Raw genomic sequence first — 18,118 nt, forward strand, 5'->3', positions numbered from 1 at the left:
AGGGGTGTCAACGACGACGGCCGCCTCTTCCGGAGGCGGCCGCGGTGTACGCGTGCAGGGGATGACCGCCTAGGAGGCGGGCCACCAGCCCTGTCGACGCGAGATCATGCGGGAACGATAGCACGTATCGACGAAGCGGCCCGCCCTGGTCGGGGCGGGCCGCTCGCTCACCGGTTCGTGATCACGCGGGTGCCGTGAACACGTAGCTGCCCGAGGGCAGGTGGTAGGAGGCCGCGCCCTGGCCGTAGCCGAACGGCACCGCCTGCGCCGGCGCGGTCACCGCGGCCGCCGAGGCAGCGGGCACCCGTACCGTCGCCGAGGTGCCCGCCGGGACGGTGACCCGCAGCGTCAGCACCCCGCCGGACACCGACCAGTCGCTGACCGCCTGCCCGTAGGGCGTCTGCATCGCCGACTTCGCCGAGGTCAGCCCGCCGCCGGGCCGCGGCGCGACCAGCTGCGACTGGTAGCCCGGGCTCGCCGCGGACAGGCCGCCGACCTGCCGGTAGAGGAAGTCGCCGACGGAGCCCAGGCCGTAGTGGTTGAAGGAGTTCATCGACGGGGTCTGGAACGCGCCGTTGGTCTGGATGCCGTCCCAGCGCTCCCAGATCGTGGTGGCTCCCCTGCTCAGCATGTAGCCCCAGCCGGGATAGCCGGGCTGCAGCAGGATCTGGTACGCGATGTCGGCCCGGCCGTTGTCGGCCAGCACCGGCAGCAGGTTCTCCACCCCGAGGAAGCCGACGGTCAGGTGCCCGCCCGCGGCCGCGACCTCGGCGACGAGCTTGTTGACCGCCCCGGCGACCCGGTTGGCGGGCAGCAGCCCGAACGCCAGCGCCAGCACGTACCCGGTCTGGGTGTTGCCGGCGACCGTGCCGTCGGCGGCCACCCACCGGTTGGTGAACGCCGTCGCGACCTGGTCGGCCAGGGTGCCGTAGCTGCTCGCCTGCGCGGTGCGCCCGGTGGCCGCGGCCATCCTCGACACCAGCCGCGCCGACCAGGAGAAGAACGCCGTGGCGATGAGGTCCCGGGCGGTGTCGTCGTTGACGTTGAGCCAGTCGCCGTAGCCGCCGGTGTTGCGGATCAGATCCGCGCCCGACGTGGCGCGCAGGTAGTCGACCCAGCGGGCCATGGCGTCGAAGTGCTGGTTGACGACGTTCAGATCGCCGTAGCGCTGCCACAGCATGTACGGGACGATCACGCCCGCGTCGCCCCAGCCCGCCGTGCCGGCGCCGCAGCAGGCGTCGGGCGCGGTGTCGGTGAACGCGCCGTCGGCGTGCTGGGCGTCGGTCAGGTCATCGGCGAACTTGTCCAGGAACGCCTGCATGTCCAGGTTGAACGTGGACGTGGCGGCGAACGAGGCGATGTCGCCGGTCCAGCCGAGCCGCTCGTCGCGGTTCGGGCAGTCGGTCGGAATGGACAGCATGTTGGAGCGCTGCCCCCAGATGATCGCCTGCTGCAGCTGGTTGATCAGGGCGTTGGACGTGGTCAGCGTGCCCGGCTGGCTCGCCGAGGTCCACGCCGCCAGGCCGGTGACGGTGTCCAGGTTCGGGGTGCCCGGGAAGCCCGTCACCTCGACGTAGCGGTAGCCGTGCACGGTGAACCGCGGCGTCCAGACCTCCTGCGCACCGGTGCCCGCCAGGGTGTACCGGTCGGTGGCGAGACCCGCGGCCCGCAGGTTGTCGGTGTAGATGGTGCCGTCGGAGTTCAGCACCTCCGCGTGGCGCATGGTGACGACGGTGCCGGCCGCGCCGGTGACCCGCAGCCGGTTCCAGCCGGTGAAGTTCTGCCCCAGGTCGAAGACCCACACGCCGGGCTTGGGCTGGTTGACCGAGATCGGCCGCAGCTCGGACTGCACGGTCACGCCGTTGTCCACCTGCGACACCAGGCGCGGCGCGGTGCCGGTGCGCACCGCCGCGGTGGGCCAGGCGCCGTCGTTGAAGTCCGGGCCGTCCCAGCCGCTGATCGCGAGCCGGGCGTCGTACTCCTCGCCGCTGTAGAGATCCTCGGCCCGGATCGGGCCGGTGGTGACCTTCCACGTGTTGTCGGTGCGGATCACCGCGCTGGTGCCGTCGGTGTAGGAGATGTGCAGCTGGGCGGAGTACCACGGCTGGGTGCCGTAGTGCTGCGAACCGGCCATGCCGAGGCTGCCCGAGTACCAGCCGCTGCCCAGCCACGCGCCGAGCGCGTTGGTGCCCTGCCGCAGCTGGCCGGTGACGTCGTACACCTTGTACTGCAGGCGCTTGTCGTAGTCGGTCCACCCGGGCGCGAGCGCGTCCGCGCCGACCTTGGCGCCGTTGAGCCGGGTCTCGTGCAGGCCGAGGGCGGTGGTCAGCAGGCGGGCGGAGGCGACCGGCTTGCTGATCGTGAAACCCTTGCGCAGCAGCGGGGCGCTGCGCCGTACGACCACGTTGGCGCCCCACGGACCGGTGCCGTACGCGGTGAGCGCCCGCGCGGCGGCCCAGCCGCTGTCGTTGAAACCGACCTGCTGCCAGCCCGACGGACCGGTCTGCGACGCCTTCCAGCTCGCGTCGGTGATGACGGTCGAGCCGCCCGCGACGGTGAGCTTCGCGATGACGCCGGTCGGCGACTGGGTCGTGTTCTGCGACGCGATCGCGATCACGTTGTTGCCCACGGTCAGTCGGCCCGCCAGGTCGACCACGGTCGCCTGCTTCCACGAGTCGGTGACCCGCGGCGAGGAGCTGACCTGCACGCCGTTGACCCATACGTCGGCGGTGTCGTCGCCGGTGACCACCAGGCTCGCCTGGGCCGGTGCGCTCGACAGCGCGACGGTGCGCCGGAAGTAGCGGGTCATCGGCGGCAGTCCGGCGATCGGGTCGCCCTCCGGATACCAGATCCAGCTCGCCCCGGTCAGGCCGTCGGTGACGGCGGGCTGGCCGACGTAGGAGCCCTGCCATTCGGTCGCCGGGTTGCGCAGGCCGGTCTCGAAGAACTGCACGGTGCTCCAGCCGCTCGCGCGGCCGTGGGTGTCCCACACTCGCACGCGCCAGTGGTAGCGGCGCAGCGAGGTCAGCGCGGCCCCGGCGTAGGCGACGTCGACGGCCTGGCGGCCGACCACGCGGCCGCTGTCCCACACGTCGCCGGTGCCGCTGTCGGCGTTGGCGCTGCTGCTGGCCACGATCACCTGGTACGCGGCCTGGAACTGCTGCGCCGTGCCCGACGTCAGCTTCCAGCCGAACCTGGGTGCGGCCGCGTCGACGCCCAGCGGGTTGACGCGCCGCTCGGTGGTCGCCTCCCCCACCGCGAACGGCGACGCGCCGCTGATGACCGGCGCGACCACCGCGCTGTTCCACGGCGCGATGCCGTACGCGCCGAGGTCCGTGGCGGCGGGCCAGGACCCGTCGGCGAAGCCCGGCTGCTCCCAGCCGGTCGGCGCACTCTGGAACGCCTTCCAGCCGCCGTCGGTGACCAGGTCGGTGACGCCGCCGGAGGTCGCGACGTACACCCTGCCGAGCAGGCCCGCGGGGCCCGAGGTGGTGTTCTGCACGGCCACCGCGAGGGTGTTGGTGCCGGTGACCAGTGCCGGTGCCAGGTCGATGTAGACGGCGTTCTTCCAGGCGTCGACGACCCGGGCCGACCCAGCGAGGGGTTTGCCGTTGAGCCATACGTCGACGGTGTCGTCGCCGGTGACGACGAGCTGCGCGTCGCTGACCGCGCCGCCGGGCGCGGTGAAGGTCTTGCGGAAGTAGCGGTGGCCGACCGGCGCGGTGGTGCGCGGATCGCCTTCGGGATACCAGATCCAGTGCGCGCCGCTGACGCTGACGGGTGTGGCGGCGGCTGCGGGCACGGCGGACAGGACGGCGGTGGCGGTGAGCAGGACGGCGAGGACGGCTGCCACTCGTCCACGGGGGCTGCGGGCAGGATCGGGACGGTGCATGGCGACTCCTACGACAGGGGGATCGCGTGATTAAAACGTTTCATTGCACGGCCGGTGTCCAGACCCTAGGGTTAACAATTAACGTTGTCAATGTTTCGCTGTGACGCCCACGACATATGGGTCGTGGGCGTTCGGCCCGAGCCTGCTACGGCCGGTTCGGCCGTCACTCGGCGAACGGGGCCGCCGCGAGCAGCCGGGCGCCGCCGGAGCGGTCGAGCCGGGCCAGCGGGCTGTCCGGCTTGCGAGCCGACTGGTCGGCGACGATCGCGGTGATCGCGGCGGTGAAGCCGAGCCGCGGGTGCTCCTCGATGATCTGCCGGGTGAACGCCGGCGCGATCAGATCGAGGCGCAGGCCGAACACGTCGACGGCCGCGCCGAGGCTCAGGAGTGCGACCTCCGGGCGCGGGTCCTGCGCCGTCTGCGCGTACACGTGCAGGCGGATCGCCTCGGCCACCAGGTCGGCCCGTGCCGTGTCGGCGCCCTGTGCGAGCAGCAGTTCGTGGGCGGCGTCGGCGCCGATCTCCTCGAACGGCGCCGGCCCGTCGTACCGCTGCGTGAAACCCAGGTCGTGCAGTGCCGCACCGATGTACAGCAGCTCCAGGTCCGGGGCGAGGCCGTCGCGCTCGGCCAGGGCCAGCCCGAAATGGTACGTACGCAGGCAATGGTTGACCAGGGTCGCGGTCGACGACGCGACGAGCAGGTCGGTCGCCGCTACGGCGAGGCGGGTGTCCGGGATGCGGGAGCAGCGCGGGGTGATCGTCATGGCCTCACTGTCGATGATCTCGCCGGCGGGCACGAGTGGCGGGATCGCCACCTGGCATGGGTAGTCTCGCCAGATGGGTCCCTGGTCGGTCGACGTGCTCGGCTTCGACGACTGCCTGGCTGCCGAGGTCTACGGCATCGTCGACCTGCTCACCATCGCGAACGCGGTGGCGGCCGCGCTACGACCGGGCTCGCCGCCGCTGTTCCGGCCGCGCATCGTGTCGGTCACCGGCTCGGTGCGGCCCTCGGGCGCGGGCCGGATGAGCACCGACCTGGTCGGTCCGATACCGCGGCGCGGGGAGATCGTCGTGCCCGGCTTCCTGTGCGTCGACCCGGCGCTGGCCGTCAAACGCGTCGCCGCGTTGACGCGCGAGGTCGAATACCTGGGCGGACTCGCCGACGCACGGGTGTCGGCGGTGTGCGGGGGCACGTTCCTGCTGGCCGAGGCGGGCCTGCTCAACGGCCATGCCGCCACCACCTCGTGGCTGTTCGCACCGGAACTCGCCCGGCGCTACCCGCACATCGACGTGCAGGCCACGGCGCTCGTCGTACGCGACGGCCGGTTCGCCACGGCGGGTGCGTTCAGCGCCGCGCACGATCTCGCGCTCGACCTGGTCCGCCGGCACGGCGGCGACCGTGTCGCCCGAGCGACGTCGCAGGTCACGCTGGTCCCCGACACCCGGCACAGCCAGGCCCCGTATGTCGAGGACACCCTGCGGCCCGTCGCCGCGACGACGTTCGCCGACGACGTGCAGCGGTGGCTGCGCGCGCACCTCGCCGACCGGTACGACCTCGCGGTCCTCGCGGCCGCCTTCCACGTGAGCACCCGCACGCTGCTGCGCCGGTTCGCCGCCGCGACGGGCGGATCGCCGCTGGCCTACCTCCAGGCGGCTCGCGTGAGCGCCGCGAAACGGCTGCTGGAGACGTCCGAACGCAACATCCACGAGATCACCGTCCAGGTCGGATACGCCGACGACGCGACCTTCCGCAAGCTGTTCGTGTCCACCACCGGGCTCACCCCGTCGGAGTACCGTCGGCAGTTCCGCCGCAACGCCGTCGCGCCGCGACGATGACGGCACGGCGTCGCGGGCGTCGCCGACCCGCTACTTCGCCGGCAGCAGTGCCAGCACGGCGACGACCGCGCGGTGGTCGGTGCCCGGCACGGTCCGCTCGCCGACCGAGACGCCCGCCAGGCCGGAGCCGTGCAGGACGTGGTCGATCTGGACCAGTGGCGGCAGCGGCGTCATGCCCACCGGCCAGGTGCGGGCCCAGCCGCGGCCGAGTTCGGCGTGGGTGTCGGTGAGGCCCGCCGCCAGCAGTTCGCGCATCGGCGTGTGGTCGAGGGTGGCGTTGAAGTCGCCGAGGAAGACCGTGTCCGGGCCGTTGTCCCGGGCGACCTCGGCGAGCGCGCGCATGTCCCGGGTCCAGCGATCCGGATCACCGACCGGGTAGTACGTGTGGACGGCCACCAGCCGTACGGTGCGTCCGCCGACCGTCACCTCCGCGGTGGTCTGCGGCCAGGCGGTGTCCGCGGACAGCGGGCCGCCGCGGGTCAGCGGGAACCGGGAGTAGATCGAGGAGTCGTACTCGGGGCGGAGCTCGTGGTACGGCAGCAGGGTGTCCAGGCCGGCCGCGGTGAGCGCGGCGATGCCGGCGGTCGGCAGCTGTTGCACCGAGAGCACGTCGAGGCGTTCGGTCTGCACCAGCCGCACCAGGGCGGCCGGATCCGCCGCGCCGACGTTGGCGTTGAGGGTGGCCACCCGCAGCTCGGGCGCCTGTGCCGGAACATGCCGCCGGTCCGGCATGAACCGGGGTGCCAGCAGCGCGACCTGGGCAGCCATGAGCACCGCGACGGCGAGCACGGCCCACCGCGAGCGCAGCCCGGCGACGGCGAGCATGACGCCCAGCCCGAGCACGCTCAGCGCGAGGGAGTACGGGAAGAGCACGATCGGCACGGCGAGCATGGTTCCCGCGTCCAGCCCGGTGAGCCGCACGATCACCAGGGTGAGGGGGACGGCCAGTACGGCGCCCAGGACCAGGCAGGCGACCAGTCGGGCCGTGCGGCTGCGCCGACTGCCGCGATCGCCCGCGTCATGCCGGTCCGGAGTCTGCGGGGCGCTGACGGCGGTGTCGGTCAACGGTCCCCCACTCTGAGCTGCATGCGCGGTGATCATACGCACCGCGGGTGAACGGCGTCAGGCACGAGGGGACCGGCGTCGGCGGTGGTGCGGCGGGCCCGGCGACTGCCAGGTCTGGACTCACTCCGGTCGGGCGGCCTCCCCCGCCGTCCACGGTCGGAGCTTGTCCGGGTTGCGGACTGCCCAGATGCGTCTGATCCGGCCACCCGCGATGTCGAACGCGGCCACCGTCACGATGACGCCGTCCTGCTGTGCCACCAGACCCGGCGTGCCGTTGACGGTGCGTTCCAGGAGCTCCATCGCGGGCGCCCAGTCGGCGATCCGGACGGCGTAGCGGGCGACCTGCGCGCTGCCCTCGATCACGCCGAGCGCGGTGCTGACCAGGCCGCCGCCGTCGGCGGTCATCGTGACGGCCGGGTCGAGCAGCCTGATCAGGGCATCGATGTCCTTGGCTTCCCACGCCTGCTTGAAGTCCCTGACCAGGCGCGCCTGGTGGGCTGCCGGCGCCGCCTGCGCCCGCGAGGCGCGGACACGACGGCGGGCCGAGGACGCCAGCTGGCGACAGGCCGCCGGGGTGCGGCCGATGATCTCGGCGACTTCGGCGAAGGAGTGGCAGAAGACGTCGTGCAGGACGAACGCGACCCGCTCGGCCGGGGTCATCTGTTCGAGCACGACGAGGAGGGCCATGCTGACCGACTCGTCAAGGGTGACCCGGTCGGCCGGGTCGGCCGTGCCCCCGCCGGACCTGATGATCCACTCGGCGCGGCCGGGCAGCGGCTCCGGGACCCACTCGCCCACGTAACGCTCCCGGCGGGCCCGTGCCGAGCCGAGCAGGTCCAGGCAGACACGACCGGCGACCGTCGTCAGCCACGCGCCGGGTGACTCGACGGCCTCCTGCTGCGGCCGGGACATGGCGTACCAGCGGGCATACGTCTCCTGCACGACGTCCTCGGCCTCGCTGAACGAGCCGAGCAGCCGGTACGCGAGATTGAGCAGGTGACGCCGCTCGCCGACGATCGCGCTCAGGTCCGGATCGGCCCCGGCGTCGCCGGGCTCGGATCTGCTGTCCATGGTCTGACCGACTCCTTCGGACGCGTGCTGTGCTCACCGGTTCGACGAGACAGCGCACCGGATGGTGAGGTGCGTCGCGGTGACCTCACATTCCCGGCGGCCGCGTCGTCGGGCTACCGGGACACCATCCTGCACGCGGGACCGCCCGGCCGCCCAGCCGGATCCGGCGGTGGCCCGCTCATCTGACGACTCGACGGCCTCAAGGAGTATGCGATGCGCAAGACCTTCACCGCGCTGGCGGCCCTGCTCATGCTGGTGGTGCTGGCGGAGTTCTACTTCGCCGCGAGCGGCGCGTTCGGCGCCGCGACCGACGACGCGGCCTACCGGCCCCATCACCTGCTGGGGTACGTGATCTTCCTGCTGCCGCTGCTGATGGCGGCCGTCGCCGCGCTGGGCCGGATGCCGGGTCGGCTCATCGCGACGACCGCTCTGGTCGCCGGCCTGACCGCCGTCCAGGTGGTGATCGCGAAGGTCGCCATGGCGTTCGGCGACGCGGGTGACGGCACCGTCGGCGCGCTCGTCTTCGGGCTGCACGCGATCGGCGGACTGGCCCTGGCGGCCGTGGTCGCGGCGGTCGTCCGGCAGGCGCGGACGCTGTCGAAGTCCACGGAGGACGCTCGCAGGACCGGCGACGTCGCGGCGGCGACCGGAGCCGCCGGTCCGTCGGTCGCGTGACGGGACCGACCCGCCGTCGAAGTTGCGGTAGTCTTTCGCCGTCCTGGGGGGTGACGCGGGTGGTGTTCGCCTTACCCGGGACGGCTGTGGGTGAGTCTGGCCGCACCAGTTCGGGGAGCGCGATTTGTCACCAAACGCACGCGGCGACGGGCCGGTTCTGGCGAGCCTCGACTTTCTGGGCGATGACCGCGAGCTCCGCGCACGTGCCCGCGCCGAGCTGCGGGCGGGCGGCGAGTCCGGCTCCGCCGAGCCACGCCCGGGCGCGGACGCGGCGGGGGCGATCCGGGTCACCACCAGCGCGCAGGGTCTGGTGGAAGACGTCGAGGTGAGCCGGGACTGGCGGGAGCGCCTCGCCCCGGACCGGTTCGCGGACGCGCTGTTCCAGGCGTACGCGGACGCCCTCGCGCAGACGGTGAACGCGGCTGCGCTGCGTGAGTTCGCCGCGTCCGAGCAGGGCGGCGCGCAGCGGCGTGCGGACACCCGCCGGGCGAGCGCGGCGAGCCCCGAACCGCCGGCCGACTCCCGGGTGTGGCTCGCCTCGGTCTGGGACACCCTGCGCGAACTCGACGACACGCTGCACCGCCTCGACCGCGAGCGGCCGGACGGCGAGGGCGTACGCCACGTCGCGAGCCCGCACGGTCACCTGACCGCGACGTGCCGCGGCCTTCAGGTGACCGCCGTCAGCGGCGACGCCCGGCGCATCCGCGAGGCCGACCCGCAGCAGCTGCGCACCGAGGCCCTGGCCGTGTTCCGTGCCGCCCGGCACGGCGACCCGGCATGATCACCGACACGGCCGGGAAGGGAGACGGGTCATGGGTGCAGAGGTAACCGTCGTCACCGACGCGCTGCTGGACGAGGCGGCGAAATGGCGGGACATGGCCGACCAGGTGGCTCCCGTCAGGAACGCCGCCGACGGCCTGGACCTCGGGGTGACCGCGTTCTTCATCGGCGACATGAACGCGCTCGTGCACGCGCGGGCCTACGACGCCTTCCAGGACTTCATGGTCACCGTCCTGAGCGGCGCGGCGGTCGAGTTCGACCAGCTCGCCGGAGCGCTTGTCAAGATCGCCAAGGAGTACGACAAGGCCGACGCGATCGTCTCCCTCGACCTCAACCAGATCTACAGCGCCTGACGCTGACCCGGCCCGGGAAGGACATCGGCATGGCGCCACCCCGCTCCGACATCGAGTACACGGAGCCGTTCCGCAAGGCTTTCGAGCAGATCCGCACCGGCCTAGACAGGGCGGTCGAGGAGTTCAACAAGATCGTCGAGCAGGTCAAGGACTGGGCCTGGCTGCTCGGCGGGGCGGCCCTCTGGTGGATCAAGAACAACCTCGACGCCGTCCGGGAGGGACTTCAGAAGATCATGGACCGGGCGCGGTACGCGTTCGACCACGAGCTCCCGGTGCTCTCCCTGATCACCACCAGCTTCACGTGGGTCGACCAGGTGAAGGGCCCCGTGTCGGAGCTGTCCTTCACGACCACCGAACCCCGCGACCAGAACCTCGCCAAGTGGACGGGCGACACTGCCGCGTCCTACCGGGACAAGGCCGCCAAGCAGAAGGCCGCCGTCGACGAGACGGTCGCCAAGGCCGAGTTCATCAGCCAGTGGCTGTTCAAGATCGCCCAGGCGAACGTCGACTACGCGGTGGAACTCGCGAAGGTCGTCACCGGGCTGGTGGGCAAGCTCATCCAGGCCGGGGTGGCCGCGACGACCGTCATCGACATCCCCTGGGCCATCGACACCCTCGCCGAATCCATCGGCGACCTCATCGAGGACGGACTGAACAACCTGCTCACCGTCGGCGGGCGCTTCGTGGCCGCGCTGGGCGACGTCCGGGACCTCGCCACGCAGGTCGGCGACCACTCCAAGCTGCCCGGCGGGAGATGGCCCGAGGCCGTCCGGGGCTGACCCGGCGAACGCGGCGGGCAGCCCGCGGCGCCGTCCGTGTGTAGGGTCTCGGTATGTCGAGCGAGACTCCGGAACTGGTGGCCCACAATCGGATGATCAACGTCCGGACCGTCCTGGAGAACCGGGCCGATCTGCGCGCATACCCCCACCGGCACCTGGCGATCGTGTCGCAGTTGATGCCCTCCGGACAGGGCGTCACCCAGCTGCTCGCCGCCGTGGAGATCCTCGACCGGTTCGGCTGGGACCTCGTCAACGTGTCCGAGCTGACCGGCCGGCAGGTGTGCGCGTTCATGCGCCGGCGCTGAGGCCCTCCGCCGACCCGCGGTCCATATCGGAGCCGCGCCGGGCACGCGTCCACCAGGTCGCGGTGACCACGACGAGGCCGACGACGCCCGGCCCGGCGCCCCGGGCGAACGCCGCGAACAGCGAGTCGGCGAGCAGCCAGTACGCGAAGCCGGCCACGGCCGGACACAGGATCAGCGACCACGCCGCGCAGCGGATCCCGAGTGGCAGCACACCGACGTCGGCCCGTTCCGGTGTACGCCGCCACCAGGCGATCAGCCAGCCGACCACGATCGCGGTGCCTGCGACGTCACTGAAGCGCTGCACCCATTCCCAGCCCAGCAGGCTGCCGTGCCGAGCGGCCAGCCACGGCACGTACTGCGGGCCCCACATCCAGTCGTGGGTGACGCCGTCCCAGATGAGGTGGGTCGCCGCGCCGATCAGGACGGCGACGAGCACCCGGGCGGCCCGGCCCCGGTCCGCCACGTGGAACGCCAGGCCGCGGGGCACGTCTGCCGGAAGGCGGGCAGCCAGCGCACGGGGTGCGATGGCGCGCACGGCCGGGGCGAAGAACACCTGCCAGAGCAGGAACACGATCGTGCCGAGAGCCAGGTCGACCGTGCCGAGGCCCAGGGGCGTGTGTGCGAAGTGGACCACCTCGGGGATGGGCAGCATCATCGGCAGATCGGGCGTGACCGTGCCGATGACGAGGGCTGAGCCCGGCAGACCACTGCGGACGAGAGGCAGCACCGCGGCGGGATGACCTGCGGTGAAGGGCATGGGCCGCAGCCTAGGCGAATTCATCTCCACCGGGTGCCCCGCCGGTGCCCGGTCGTGGGCCGCACGCACCCGACCACGGGCGGGCGCCCGGTAGCGTGTGTCCATGACCGGGTTCCTGATCGCCGTCATCGTGGTGCTGCTCGCCATCATCATCGGCCTGCTGGTCGCCCGGCGACGCCGCCACGACCCGACGGACCTGCTCGGATCCGCGCTGGCCGCCCGGGACGCCGAGCACGCCCGGTCGACCCGCAAGGCTGCCGGGCCGCCCGCTGCCGAAGGCGACGCGCTGGTGCACCAGGTGCGGCTGCTGATGAACCAGCGCATGAAGATCCCGGCGGTGAAGCTCTGGCGGGAGGCCACGGGGGTCTCGCTCTCCGATGCGGTCAAGGCCGTCGAGCTGATCGCGGCCGGCGGCACGCCGACGACGACCGGGCAGCCGGTCCACCCGGTGCTCGGCCCGGACCTCATGGCGAACGCCCGCGACCTCAAACAGCAGGGCCGGCCGATCGAGGCGATCAAGCTGGTGCGCCAGCACACGGGGATGGGCCTGCGTGAGGCCAAGGACGTCGTGGACGCGCTCTGAGCCGACCCGAGCCGGGCGCTCTGCTGCGCGGGGTCACCCGGGGAGCAGCTGCTGGCCGCCGTCGATGTCGTAGGTCGCGCCGGTGAGCGCGGTGTTGGTCATGATGTGCACGGCGAGCGCGGCGACGTCGGCGGGGCCGACGACGCGCCGGATGGGCAGTGTGGCGCGCAGTTGCTCGCGGCGCTCGTCGAGGTCCGCGCCGAGCAGTTGCGCCGACAGCGGTGTGTCGACGAACCCGGCGGCGATGAGGTTGACCCGGATCGGCGCCAGTTCGAGGGCCAGGTTGGCGGTCATGGCGGGCAGCGCGGCGGTGCCCATCGCGGCGATCGTCAGGCCCGGGCGCGGGCGGCGGGCGCCGGTGCCGCCCATGAAGATGAGCGTCCCGCCGGGCCGGACCCGGCCGACGGCCAGCCTCGCCACGTTGATGGGCAGCCACATGTGCTCGTCGAAGGAGCGGCGTGCCTGCTCGACGTCCATGTCGGCCAGCAGGCCGTAGTACGGCCGACCGGCGGTGATCATCACATGGTCGACGGGTCCGGGCAGTTCCTGGAAGAAGCGTTCGAGGGCGGCCGGGTCGGTGGCGTCGAACGCCGCGCTGCGCGGGGTGCCGAGTTCGGCCGCGGCCCGCTCCAGGCGTTGGGGATCGCGGCCGGTCAGGATGACGTCGGCGCCCTCGGCGCGGGCCTGCCGCGCGGTTTCGAGCCCGATGCCGGCGCTGCCGCCGATCACGACGACCGTCCTGCCGGTGAGTGCCGACGTGTGCTCGGCGGCGGGTGCAGAGGCCACGATTCCCCCTCGGCCGGTGCGGGATCATGATGCCGACGTTCAAGACGAAAGTGCTGCTCAGCGACGACTCTAGTGCAGCAGACCGGGCCCGTGGCCCAGCGCGGGCAGGTCCGCCGAGAGCGAGCGCGGATCCGAAGCGATCATTCTTCGGACGGGGCCTTATCGTGGCGTTCGTGGACACCCCCGGCGCGGTCATCCAGTACGTTCCCCGGCCCGGCATCGTCGATCTGGGGTGGGGCCATCCGCTGCCCGCGCTGCTGCCGGTCGAGCAATGGTCGGACGCCGGCCGGACGGCGCTGCGCGAACACGGCTGGCAGGCGCTGACCTATGGAGCGGCGGCAGGGCCGGGGCCTCTCATCGAGTGGCTGGCCGACCACCTCGGCGAGGGCGACCACCGCAGCACGCGGACCTCGGAGATCTTCGTCACCAACGGCGCGTCGCACGGACTCGCGCTGGTCGCCGACCTGCTCGTCGACCCCGGTGACGCGGTGCTGGTCGACTCGCCGACCTACCACCTCGCCTTCCCGATCCTGCGCGACCGGCGCGCCGAACTGGTCGGCGTGCCGGCCGACGACCGGGGCGTGCATCCGGCCAGGACGGCGGAGCTGCTGGAACGGCTGGCGCGAGACGGGCGTCGGGTCCCGATGCTGTACCTCGTCCCGACGTTCGCCAATCCGACCGGCCGCTGCCTGCCTGCCGAGCGCCGGGTCGAACTCGTCGACCTCGCCCGGCGCGCCGGACTCACGATCGTGGAGGACGACACCTACCGGGAGCTGGCGTACGACGAGCCCGCCCCGCCGTCGCTGTGGAGCCTGGCCGAGCGCGGGACGGTCGTCCGGCTGGGCACCTTCGCCAAGACCGTCGCGCCCGGCCTCCGGCTGGGCTGGATCAACGCCGACGAAGGTTTCCTACACCGGCTGACCGGCCTGGGCTACATCCACAGCGGGGGCGGTGTGAACCACACCACCGCCCTGACCATGGCGACCTTCGGCACGTCCGGCGCCTACCGACGCCACGTCGCGGGAGCACGCGGCCGCTACGCCGCGCAGCGCGACGCGCTCGTCGCAGGTTTGCGCGCGTCCGCGCCGGACCTGCGGATCTCGGTGCCGGGCGGCGGCTGGTTCCTGTGGGCCGAGCTGCCCTCGCCCGTCACGGCGAGCGCGCTCGCACCGGTCGCCGAAGCGCACGGGGTGGCGTTCGTCGAGGGCTCGCGGTTCTTCGCCGACGGCGCGGGCGGCGATCGCGCCATCCGGCTGTCGTTCTCCATGCTGCCGCCGGACGAGCTTCAGGAGGCCGCTGCCCGGCTCGGCGAAGCGGTGCGGAGCGCACGGGCCCGGTGACCACCCGACGCCGCAGGGGACGCCCGGGCGTCCAGGTTTGCGCTGGTCACAGCTGTTTTCTCAAAGGGCTGGACTCCGCCTGCCGGGAATAGGAGCCGACGTGGGAGAGTTGTGTTGATCCAGGTCGTAATTTCGCGCGTTCAGTAGTCGATCTTTTTGACACCCGCTGGATCAGGTCGCGCGGGTGGTTTCGTCTTCCTCTTGGGGCAGATGTTGCCGCTGGGACAAACGGCTAGGGGCTGTCGCAGAGTGCGGCACCCCACTCCCAAGGAGGAGACAACATGGCACAGGGCACCGTGAAGTGGTTCAACGCGGACAAGGGCTTCGGCTTCATCTCCGTCGACGACGGCAGCGCCGACGTCTTCGTGCACTTCTCTGAGATCCAGTCGAACGGCTTCCGCAGCCTCGAGGAGAACCAGAAGGTCGAGTTCGACATCGTGCAGGGCCAGAAGGGCCCGCAGGCTGCAGGCGTTCGCGTCCTGTAAGTAATCCGTGATCACGGCCGGGAACCCGTCGGGCTCCCGGCCGTGACGCATTATTGGCCTGCACGAACCGGCACCACCCCGAGCTCAGACAGGAGTCGCATGGGCGCGACCAGTCCGCCTGCGGTCGTCGACCGCATCGATGTCCCCCGCACCGTGCACGAACCCAAACCGATGCTCGCCGCGCCGCAGAGCCGGGCAGGCCACATCGCGATCTGGATCTTCGTCGCCACCCCGTTCGTCGGCCTGCTGGCCGCCGTCCCGATCGCGTGGGGCTGGGGGCTGTCCGGCGTCGATCTGACCCTGGCGATCACCACGTACCTGGTCAGCGGTTTCGGCATCGCGGCCGGTTACCACCGGCACCTGACCCACGGATCGTTCAAGGCACGGCGCGGGCTGCGCATCGCGCTCGCCGTGGCCGGATCGCTCGCGGTCGAGGGCTCGCCGACCCAGTGGGTCGCCAACCACCGCCGCCACCACGCGTACTCCGACCGCGAAGGTGATCCCCACTCCCCGTGGCGCTACGGCACCAGTGTCACCGCGGTGCTCAAGGGCCTGTTCCACGCCCATGTCGGCTGGATGTTCCGGCGCGAGGTGAGCAACCGGGCGCGCTTCGCGCCGGACCTGGTCGCCGATCGCGACATCCGCGTGGTCGACCGTCTCTTCGGCCCGCTCGTCGCCGTGTCGCTGCTCTCCCCCGCCCTGATCGGCGGCCTGGTCACCGGCACCTGGGCGGGTGCGCTGAGCGCATTCTTCTGGGCCGGGCTGGTCCGGATGGCGGTGCTGCACCACGTCACCTGGTCGGTGAACTCCATCTGCCACGTGGTGGGCGACCGGCCCTTCGCGAGCAAGGACCGGGCCACCAACTTCTGGCCCCTGGCGATCCTGTCGTTCGGTGAGAGCTGGCACAACTCCCACCACGCCGATCCGACCGGAGCCCGCCACGGCGTGCTGCGCGGCCAGATCGACCCCGCCGCCCGACTCATCTGGATCTTCGAGAAGCTCCGGCTGGCCCGCGACGTGCGCTGGCCCGTGGCCGAGCGGCTCGACGCCAAGCGCGCTCGATAGCGCTGCGCCCGACCGCGCTGCCGCAGGCGGTCGGCGAACCCCGCCCCTCGGTCCACGCCGAGGCGGGATGGAACCTTTCCGGCCCGTCGTGCGCCCAGCAGGATGTGCAGGTGCAGGCGACCCTTATCGAGCCGGCGACGTTCGCCTCGGTGTACTCGCAGGAGTACACCGGGCTCGTCCGGCTCGCCTACATGACGACCGGCAACGTCGGCGCCGCCGAAGACGTGGTGCAGGAGGTCTTCGCGGCGTGGTACCGGCAGGGTGCCCACGTGCACCAGCCGGCCGCCTACCTGCGCCGTGCGGTGATCTCGCGGTGCACCTCGTGGGTGCGGCGCAGAGTGCTCGAACGCCGCCACGCGAGCGTCTTCGCCGACGGCCACGAGCCGGCGTACGCCGACGTCACCGCCGTGCGGGCCGCGTTGCGCCGGCTGCGCCCCCGCCAGCGGGCCGCCGTGTTCCTGCGCTACTACCTCGACCTGCCCGAGTCGGAGATCGCCGAGGCGCTGGGCTGCCGGCTCGGCACGGTCAAGTCGCTGCTGCACCGGTCGCTGGCCACGATGAAGGAGTTCCTCGGTGAGTGAGACGCCGTCGACGCGCGCAGCGCTGGAGCACCGGGTACGGGCCGCGATCCGGGTCATCGCCGAGGAGCCGGCCGTCGCACGCAGCGGCATCGTGCCGACCCCCGGCCCGCGGCGACGGCCACGCCTGCTCGCCCCGGTCGCCGTCGCGGTCGCGGTCATCGCCGCCGTGGTCCTCGTCCCCGTGCTGCGCGGCGGCGACCGTGCCGCCGGTCCCGCCGCCACCGACGCCGCTCCGGTGCTGCCACAGGAGTTCGGCGCCATGTCGCTGCTCACCGCCTCGCTGTCCGAGGCGCCGCTGGGCCGGCCGGGCATCGCCGTGCTGCGACAGCGCGTGATCGGGTCGTTCTTCGGCCTGGCCCAGGCGGTCGTCGTCGGCAGCGACGGCCGGACGTACCGTCGGATCGACCTCGCCGAGGAGCGCGGCGCGACCGAGGCCGACGGGGAGTGGAGCCCCGCCGAGGCGCTGCTGTCCCCCGACGGTCGGCGCGTCGCGATCGGCGACCGCCGGGGCGGCGCCACCGAGATCCCCGTCCTCGACCTGGTCACCGGGCAGCGCCGGGACTACCCGCTGCCCGCCCCGACGGCCTACGACCTGCAGGCGTGGTCGCCGGACGGACGCCGGCTCGCCCTGGCCCTGGAGGACACCGCCGAACGGGTGGCCGACCGCTTCCAGGGCACTGGCGGCTACCCCCTGGCGCTGCTCGACCTCGACACCGGCACGCTCACCACGGTGCCCGGCGTCGTGTTCGACCCGCTGGACTCGGTCCGGTTCTCGACCGGGGGCAGGCTCGGTGTGCCGACGGTGCAGGACCGCGGCACCAGCGCGCCGACCTCGTGGCTGACCGTCGTCGAGCCGACCGGAGCGGTCACGGCGGCCATGCGCATACCGGAAAACTCGGTCTTCGGCGGGTGGACGCCGGCCGGTGATCCCATGCTGTTCAGCGGCACGGGCGAGGCCGTCGGTGTGCAGGTCGTCCGGCTGGCCGACGGCACGGACGTCCAGCCGGCGGTGCCGATCCCCGGCGAACGGGCCTGGCTGCTCGGCTGGCGCTCGCCGACCGTGCTGCTCGCCCGCGTCGAGGACCTGGGCGTCGTCTCCGTCGACCTGTCCACGGGCAGCGTGGACGTGCTGAGCACCTTCGACACCGGCCTGCTCACGCACTCGGCGGGAGCGAGCTTCGCGGAACGGCTCGTCACGGTCGCCGCCGTCGAACCGGTCTCCCCTGCCCGCGGCCCGTGGCCGGGTTGGGCGATCACCACGTTGGCCGTGCTCGCGCTCGCCGTCGGAGCGCTCGCCGTGCGCCGCGTCGCCCGGCTGCGGGCTACGGACACGGCGAGGGCCTGACCTGCCCGACAATGGGGGTATGCCGACAAGACGCGCCGCCGACGCCGCGAACCTGCGGATGCGCCGGGTGTACGACCCGCCCTCGCCCGACGACGGCCTGCGGGTGCTGGTGGACCGGCTGTGGCCACGCGGCCTGGCCAAGGAGCGGGCCGAGATCGCTTCGTGGCCCAAGGACCTCACCCCGTCCAACGAGCTACGCCGCTGGTACCACGAGGCTCCCGACGAGCGCCACGACGAGTTCACGGCCCGCTACGACGCCGAGCTCGACGATCCCGCCGCACAGCGGGCGCTGGCCGAGCTCCGCCAGGCCCTGCACCGGGGCCCGGTGACGCTGCTGACCGCGGTGAAGGAGTTCCCCGGCAGCCACGTCGACGTGCTCGCGCGGCACCTGACCGAGAAGGGCTGACGCGGCACGGAATCC

The 18,118-nt window shown here is 72.4% G+C and carries 19 protein-coding genes; 13 read left to right on the forward strand and 6 right to left on the reverse strand.

Annotated features, from left to right (window positions below):
* Positions 1-181 precede the first annotated feature (181 nt).
* Positions 182-3,892: a family 78 glycoside hydrolase catalytic domain gene (locus tag HAV39_RS06225; protein ID WP_191838216.1), complete on the reverse strand. Its 3,711-nt coding sequence runs from the start codon at positions 3,890-3,892 to the stop codon at positions 182-184.
* A 163-nt stretch (positions 3,893-4,055) separates the two neighbouring features.
* Positions 4,056-4,706, reverse strand: a complete 651-nt coding sequence (locus tag HAV39_RS06230) for an HD domain-containing protein (protein ID WP_203736191.1) — start codon at positions 4,704-4,706, stop codon at positions 4,056-4,058.
* Positions 4,707-4,728: 22 nt separating this feature from the next.
* On the opposite strand from HAV39_RS06230, the gene HAV39_RS06235 reads away from it, so the two are divergent.
* Entirely contained in the window at positions 4,729-5,727 is a 999-nt protein-coding gene (locus tag HAV39_RS06235; RefSeq protein ID WP_191838217.1) for a GlxA family transcriptional regulator, read from the forward strand.
* A gap of 30 nt (positions 5,728-5,757) precedes the next feature.
* On the opposite strand, the gene HAV39_RS06240 is transcribed toward HAV39_RS06235, so the two are convergent.
* Together HAV39_RS06240 and sigJ are read right to left on the reverse strand one after the other, a co-directional pair.
* Positions 5,758-6,792 (reverse strand): endonuclease/exonuclease/phosphatase family protein, encoded by a 1,035-nt coding sequence (locus tag HAV39_RS06240; RefSeq protein ID WP_203736190.1) that lies wholly within the window; start codon positions 6,790-6,792, stop codon positions 5,758-5,760.
* 120 nt (positions 6,793-6,912) lie between these two features.
* Positions 6,913-7,863 carry an RNA polymerase sigma factor SigJ gene (sigJ, locus tag HAV39_RS06245; protein WP_191838219.1) on the reverse strand — a complete coding sequence of 317 codons (951 nt, stop codon included), beginning with the start codon at positions 7,861-7,863 and terminating at the stop codon, positions 6,913-6,915.
* Between the two features lie 213 nt (positions 7,864-8,076).
* Between sigJ and HAV39_RS06250 the strand changes: the two genes are divergently transcribed.
* From HAV39_RS06250 to HAV39_RS06270, 5 genes are all read left to right on the forward strand, one after another.
* Complete coding sequence (locus tag HAV39_RS06250; RefSeq protein ID WP_191838220.1) at positions 8,077-8,538, forward strand: DUF6220 domain-containing protein; 462 nt, start codon at positions 8,077-8,079, stop codon at positions 8,536-8,538.
* A 124-nt stretch (positions 8,539-8,662) separates the two neighbouring features.
* Entirely contained in the window at positions 8,663-9,319 is a 657-nt protein-coding gene (locus tag HAV39_RS06255) for a hypothetical protein (RefSeq protein ID WP_191838221.1), read from the forward strand.
* 31 nt (positions 9,320-9,350) lie between these two features.
* The gene (locus tag HAV39_RS06260) at positions 9,351-9,671 is read left to right on the forward strand and encodes a hypothetical protein (RefSeq protein ID WP_191838222.1); all 321 of its coding nucleotides are present in this window, start codon (positions 9,351-9,353) and stop codon (positions 9,669-9,671) included.
* Between the two features lie 29 nt (positions 9,672-9,700).
* Positions 9,701-10,450 carry a hypothetical protein gene (locus tag HAV39_RS06265; protein ID WP_191838223.1) on the forward strand — a complete coding sequence of 250 codons (750 nt, stop codon included), beginning with the start codon at positions 9,701-9,703 and terminating at the stop codon, positions 10,448-10,450.
* Positions 10,451-10,503: 53 nt separating this feature from the next.
* Positions 10,504-10,755, forward strand: a complete 252-nt coding sequence (locus tag HAV39_RS06270; protein ID WP_191838224.1) for a transcriptional regulator — start codon at positions 10,504-10,506, stop codon at positions 10,753-10,755.
* On the opposite strand, the gene HAV39_RS06275 is transcribed toward HAV39_RS06270, so the two are convergent.
* Complete coding sequence (locus HAV39_RS06275) at positions 10,739-11,512, reverse strand: DUF4184 family protein (protein WP_191838225.1); 774 nt, start codon at positions 11,510-11,512, stop codon at positions 10,739-10,741. The genes HAV39_RS06270 and HAV39_RS06275 overlap by 17 nt on opposite strands.
* Positions 11,513-11,615: 103 nt before the next feature.
* On the opposite strand from HAV39_RS06275, the gene HAV39_RS42160 reads away from it, so the two are divergent.
* Positions 11,616-12,095, forward strand: a complete 480-nt coding sequence (locus HAV39_RS42160) for a ribosomal protein L7/L12 (protein WP_203736189.1) — start codon at positions 11,616-11,618, stop codon at positions 12,093-12,095.
* A gap of 33 nt (positions 12,096-12,128) precedes the next feature.
* On the opposite strand, the gene HAV39_RS06285 is transcribed toward HAV39_RS42160, so the two are convergent.
* On the reverse strand, positions 12,129-12,881 hold the full coding sequence (locus tag HAV39_RS06285; RefSeq protein ID WP_203736188.1) for an SDR family oxidoreductase: 753 nt from the start codon (positions 12,879-12,881) through the stop codon (positions 12,129-12,131).
* A gap of 173 nt (positions 12,882-13,054) precedes the next feature.
* Here HAV39_RS06285 and HAV39_RS06290 point away from each other — a divergent pair, with 173 nt between their 5' ends.
* The 6 genes from HAV39_RS06290 (at position 13,055) to HAV39_RS06315 (ending at position 18,103) form a co-directional block, all read left to right on the forward strand.
* On the forward strand, positions 13,055-14,221 hold the full coding sequence (locus tag HAV39_RS06290; protein WP_203736187.1) for an aminotransferase-like domain-containing protein: 1,167 nt from the start codon (positions 13,055-13,057) through the stop codon (positions 14,219-14,221).
* 281 nt (positions 14,222-14,502) lie between these two features.
* Positions 14,503-14,706: a cold-shock protein gene (locus HAV39_RS06295; protein WP_120322455.1), complete on the forward strand. Its 204-nt coding sequence runs from the start codon at positions 14,503-14,505 to the stop codon at positions 14,704-14,706.
* A gap of 171 nt (positions 14,707-14,877) precedes the next feature.
* Positions 14,878-15,771: an acyl-CoA desaturase gene (locus HAV39_RS06300; protein WP_203736199.1), complete on the forward strand. Its 894-nt coding sequence runs from the start codon at positions 14,878-14,880 to the stop codon at positions 15,769-15,771.
* A 110-nt stretch (positions 15,772-15,881) separates the two neighbouring features.
* On the forward strand, positions 15,882-16,352 hold the full coding sequence (locus HAV39_RS06305; protein ID WP_239120475.1) for a sigma-70 family RNA polymerase sigma factor: 471 nt from the start codon (positions 15,882-15,884) through the stop codon (positions 16,350-16,352).
* Positions 16,345-17,697 carry a TolB family protein gene (locus HAV39_RS06310; protein WP_191838227.1) on the forward strand — a complete coding sequence of 451 codons (1,353 nt, stop codon included), beginning with the start codon at positions 16,345-16,347 and terminating at the stop codon, positions 17,695-17,697. Before HAV39_RS06305 ends, HAV39_RS06310 begins: the two co-directional genes overlap by 8 nt.
* 19 nt (positions 17,698-17,716) lie before the next feature.
* A complete protein-coding gene (locus HAV39_RS06315; protein WP_191838228.1) occupies positions 17,717-18,103 on the forward strand; it encodes a DUF488 domain-containing protein in 387 nt (128 codons plus the stop codon).
* Positions 18,104-18,118: the final 15 nt, after the last annotated feature.

The sequence above is a fragment of the Catellatospora chokoriensis genome, from assembly GCF_011297315.1.
GTDB lineage: Bacteria > Actinomycetota > Actinomycetes > Mycobacteriales > Micromonosporaceae > Catellatospora > Catellatospora citrea.

Bases quoted from the DNA above. Each gene is read 5' to 3' on its own strand.
- HAV39_RS06315 (WP_191838228.1), top strand. From the start codon at position 17,717: ATGCCGACAAGACGCGCCGCCGACGCCGCGAACCTGCGGATGCGCCGG.
- HAV39_RS06265 (WP_191838223.1), top strand. From the start codon at position 9,701: ATGGCGCCACCCCGCTCCGACATCGAGTACACGGAGCCGTTCCGCAAG.
- sigJ (WP_191838219.1), bottom strand. From the start codon at position 7,863: ATGGACAGCAGATCCGAGCCCGGCGACGCCGGGGCCGATCCGGACCTG.
- HAV39_RS06275 (WP_191838225.1), bottom strand. From the start codon at position 11,512: ATGCCCTTCACCGCAGGTCATCCCGCCGCGGTGCTGCCTCTCGTCCGC.
- HAV39_RS06225 (WP_191838216.1), bottom strand. From the start codon at position 3,892: ATGCACCGTCCCGATCCTGCCCGCAGCCCCCGTGGACGAGTGGCAGCC.
- HAV39_RS42160 (WP_203736189.1), top strand. From the start codon at position 11,616: ATGACCGGGTTCCTGATCGCCGTCATCGTGGTGCTGCTCGCCATCATC.
- HAV39_RS06295 (WP_120322455.1), top strand. From the start codon at position 14,503: ATGGCACAGGGCACCGTGAAGTGGTTCAACGCGGACAAGGGCTTCGGC.
- HAV39_RS06300 (WP_203736199.1), top strand. From the start codon at position 14,878: ATGCTCGCCGCGCCGCAGAGCCGGGCAGGCCACATCGCGATCTGGATC.
- HAV39_RS06270 (WP_191838224.1), top strand. From the start codon at position 10,504: ATGTCGAGCGAGACTCCGGAACTGGTGGCCCACAATCGGATGATCAAC.
- HAV39_RS06250 (WP_191838220.1), top strand. From the start codon at position 8,077: ATGCGCAAGACCTTCACCGCGCTGGCGGCCCTGCTCATGCTGGTGGTG.
- HAV39_RS06260 (WP_191838222.1), top strand. From the start codon at position 9,351: ATGGGTGCAGAGGTAACCGTCGTCACCGACGCGCTGCTGGACGAGGCG.
- HAV39_RS06235 (WP_191838217.1), top strand. From the start codon at position 4,729: ATGGGTCCCTGGTCGGTCGACGTGCTCGGCTTCGACGACTGCCTGGCT.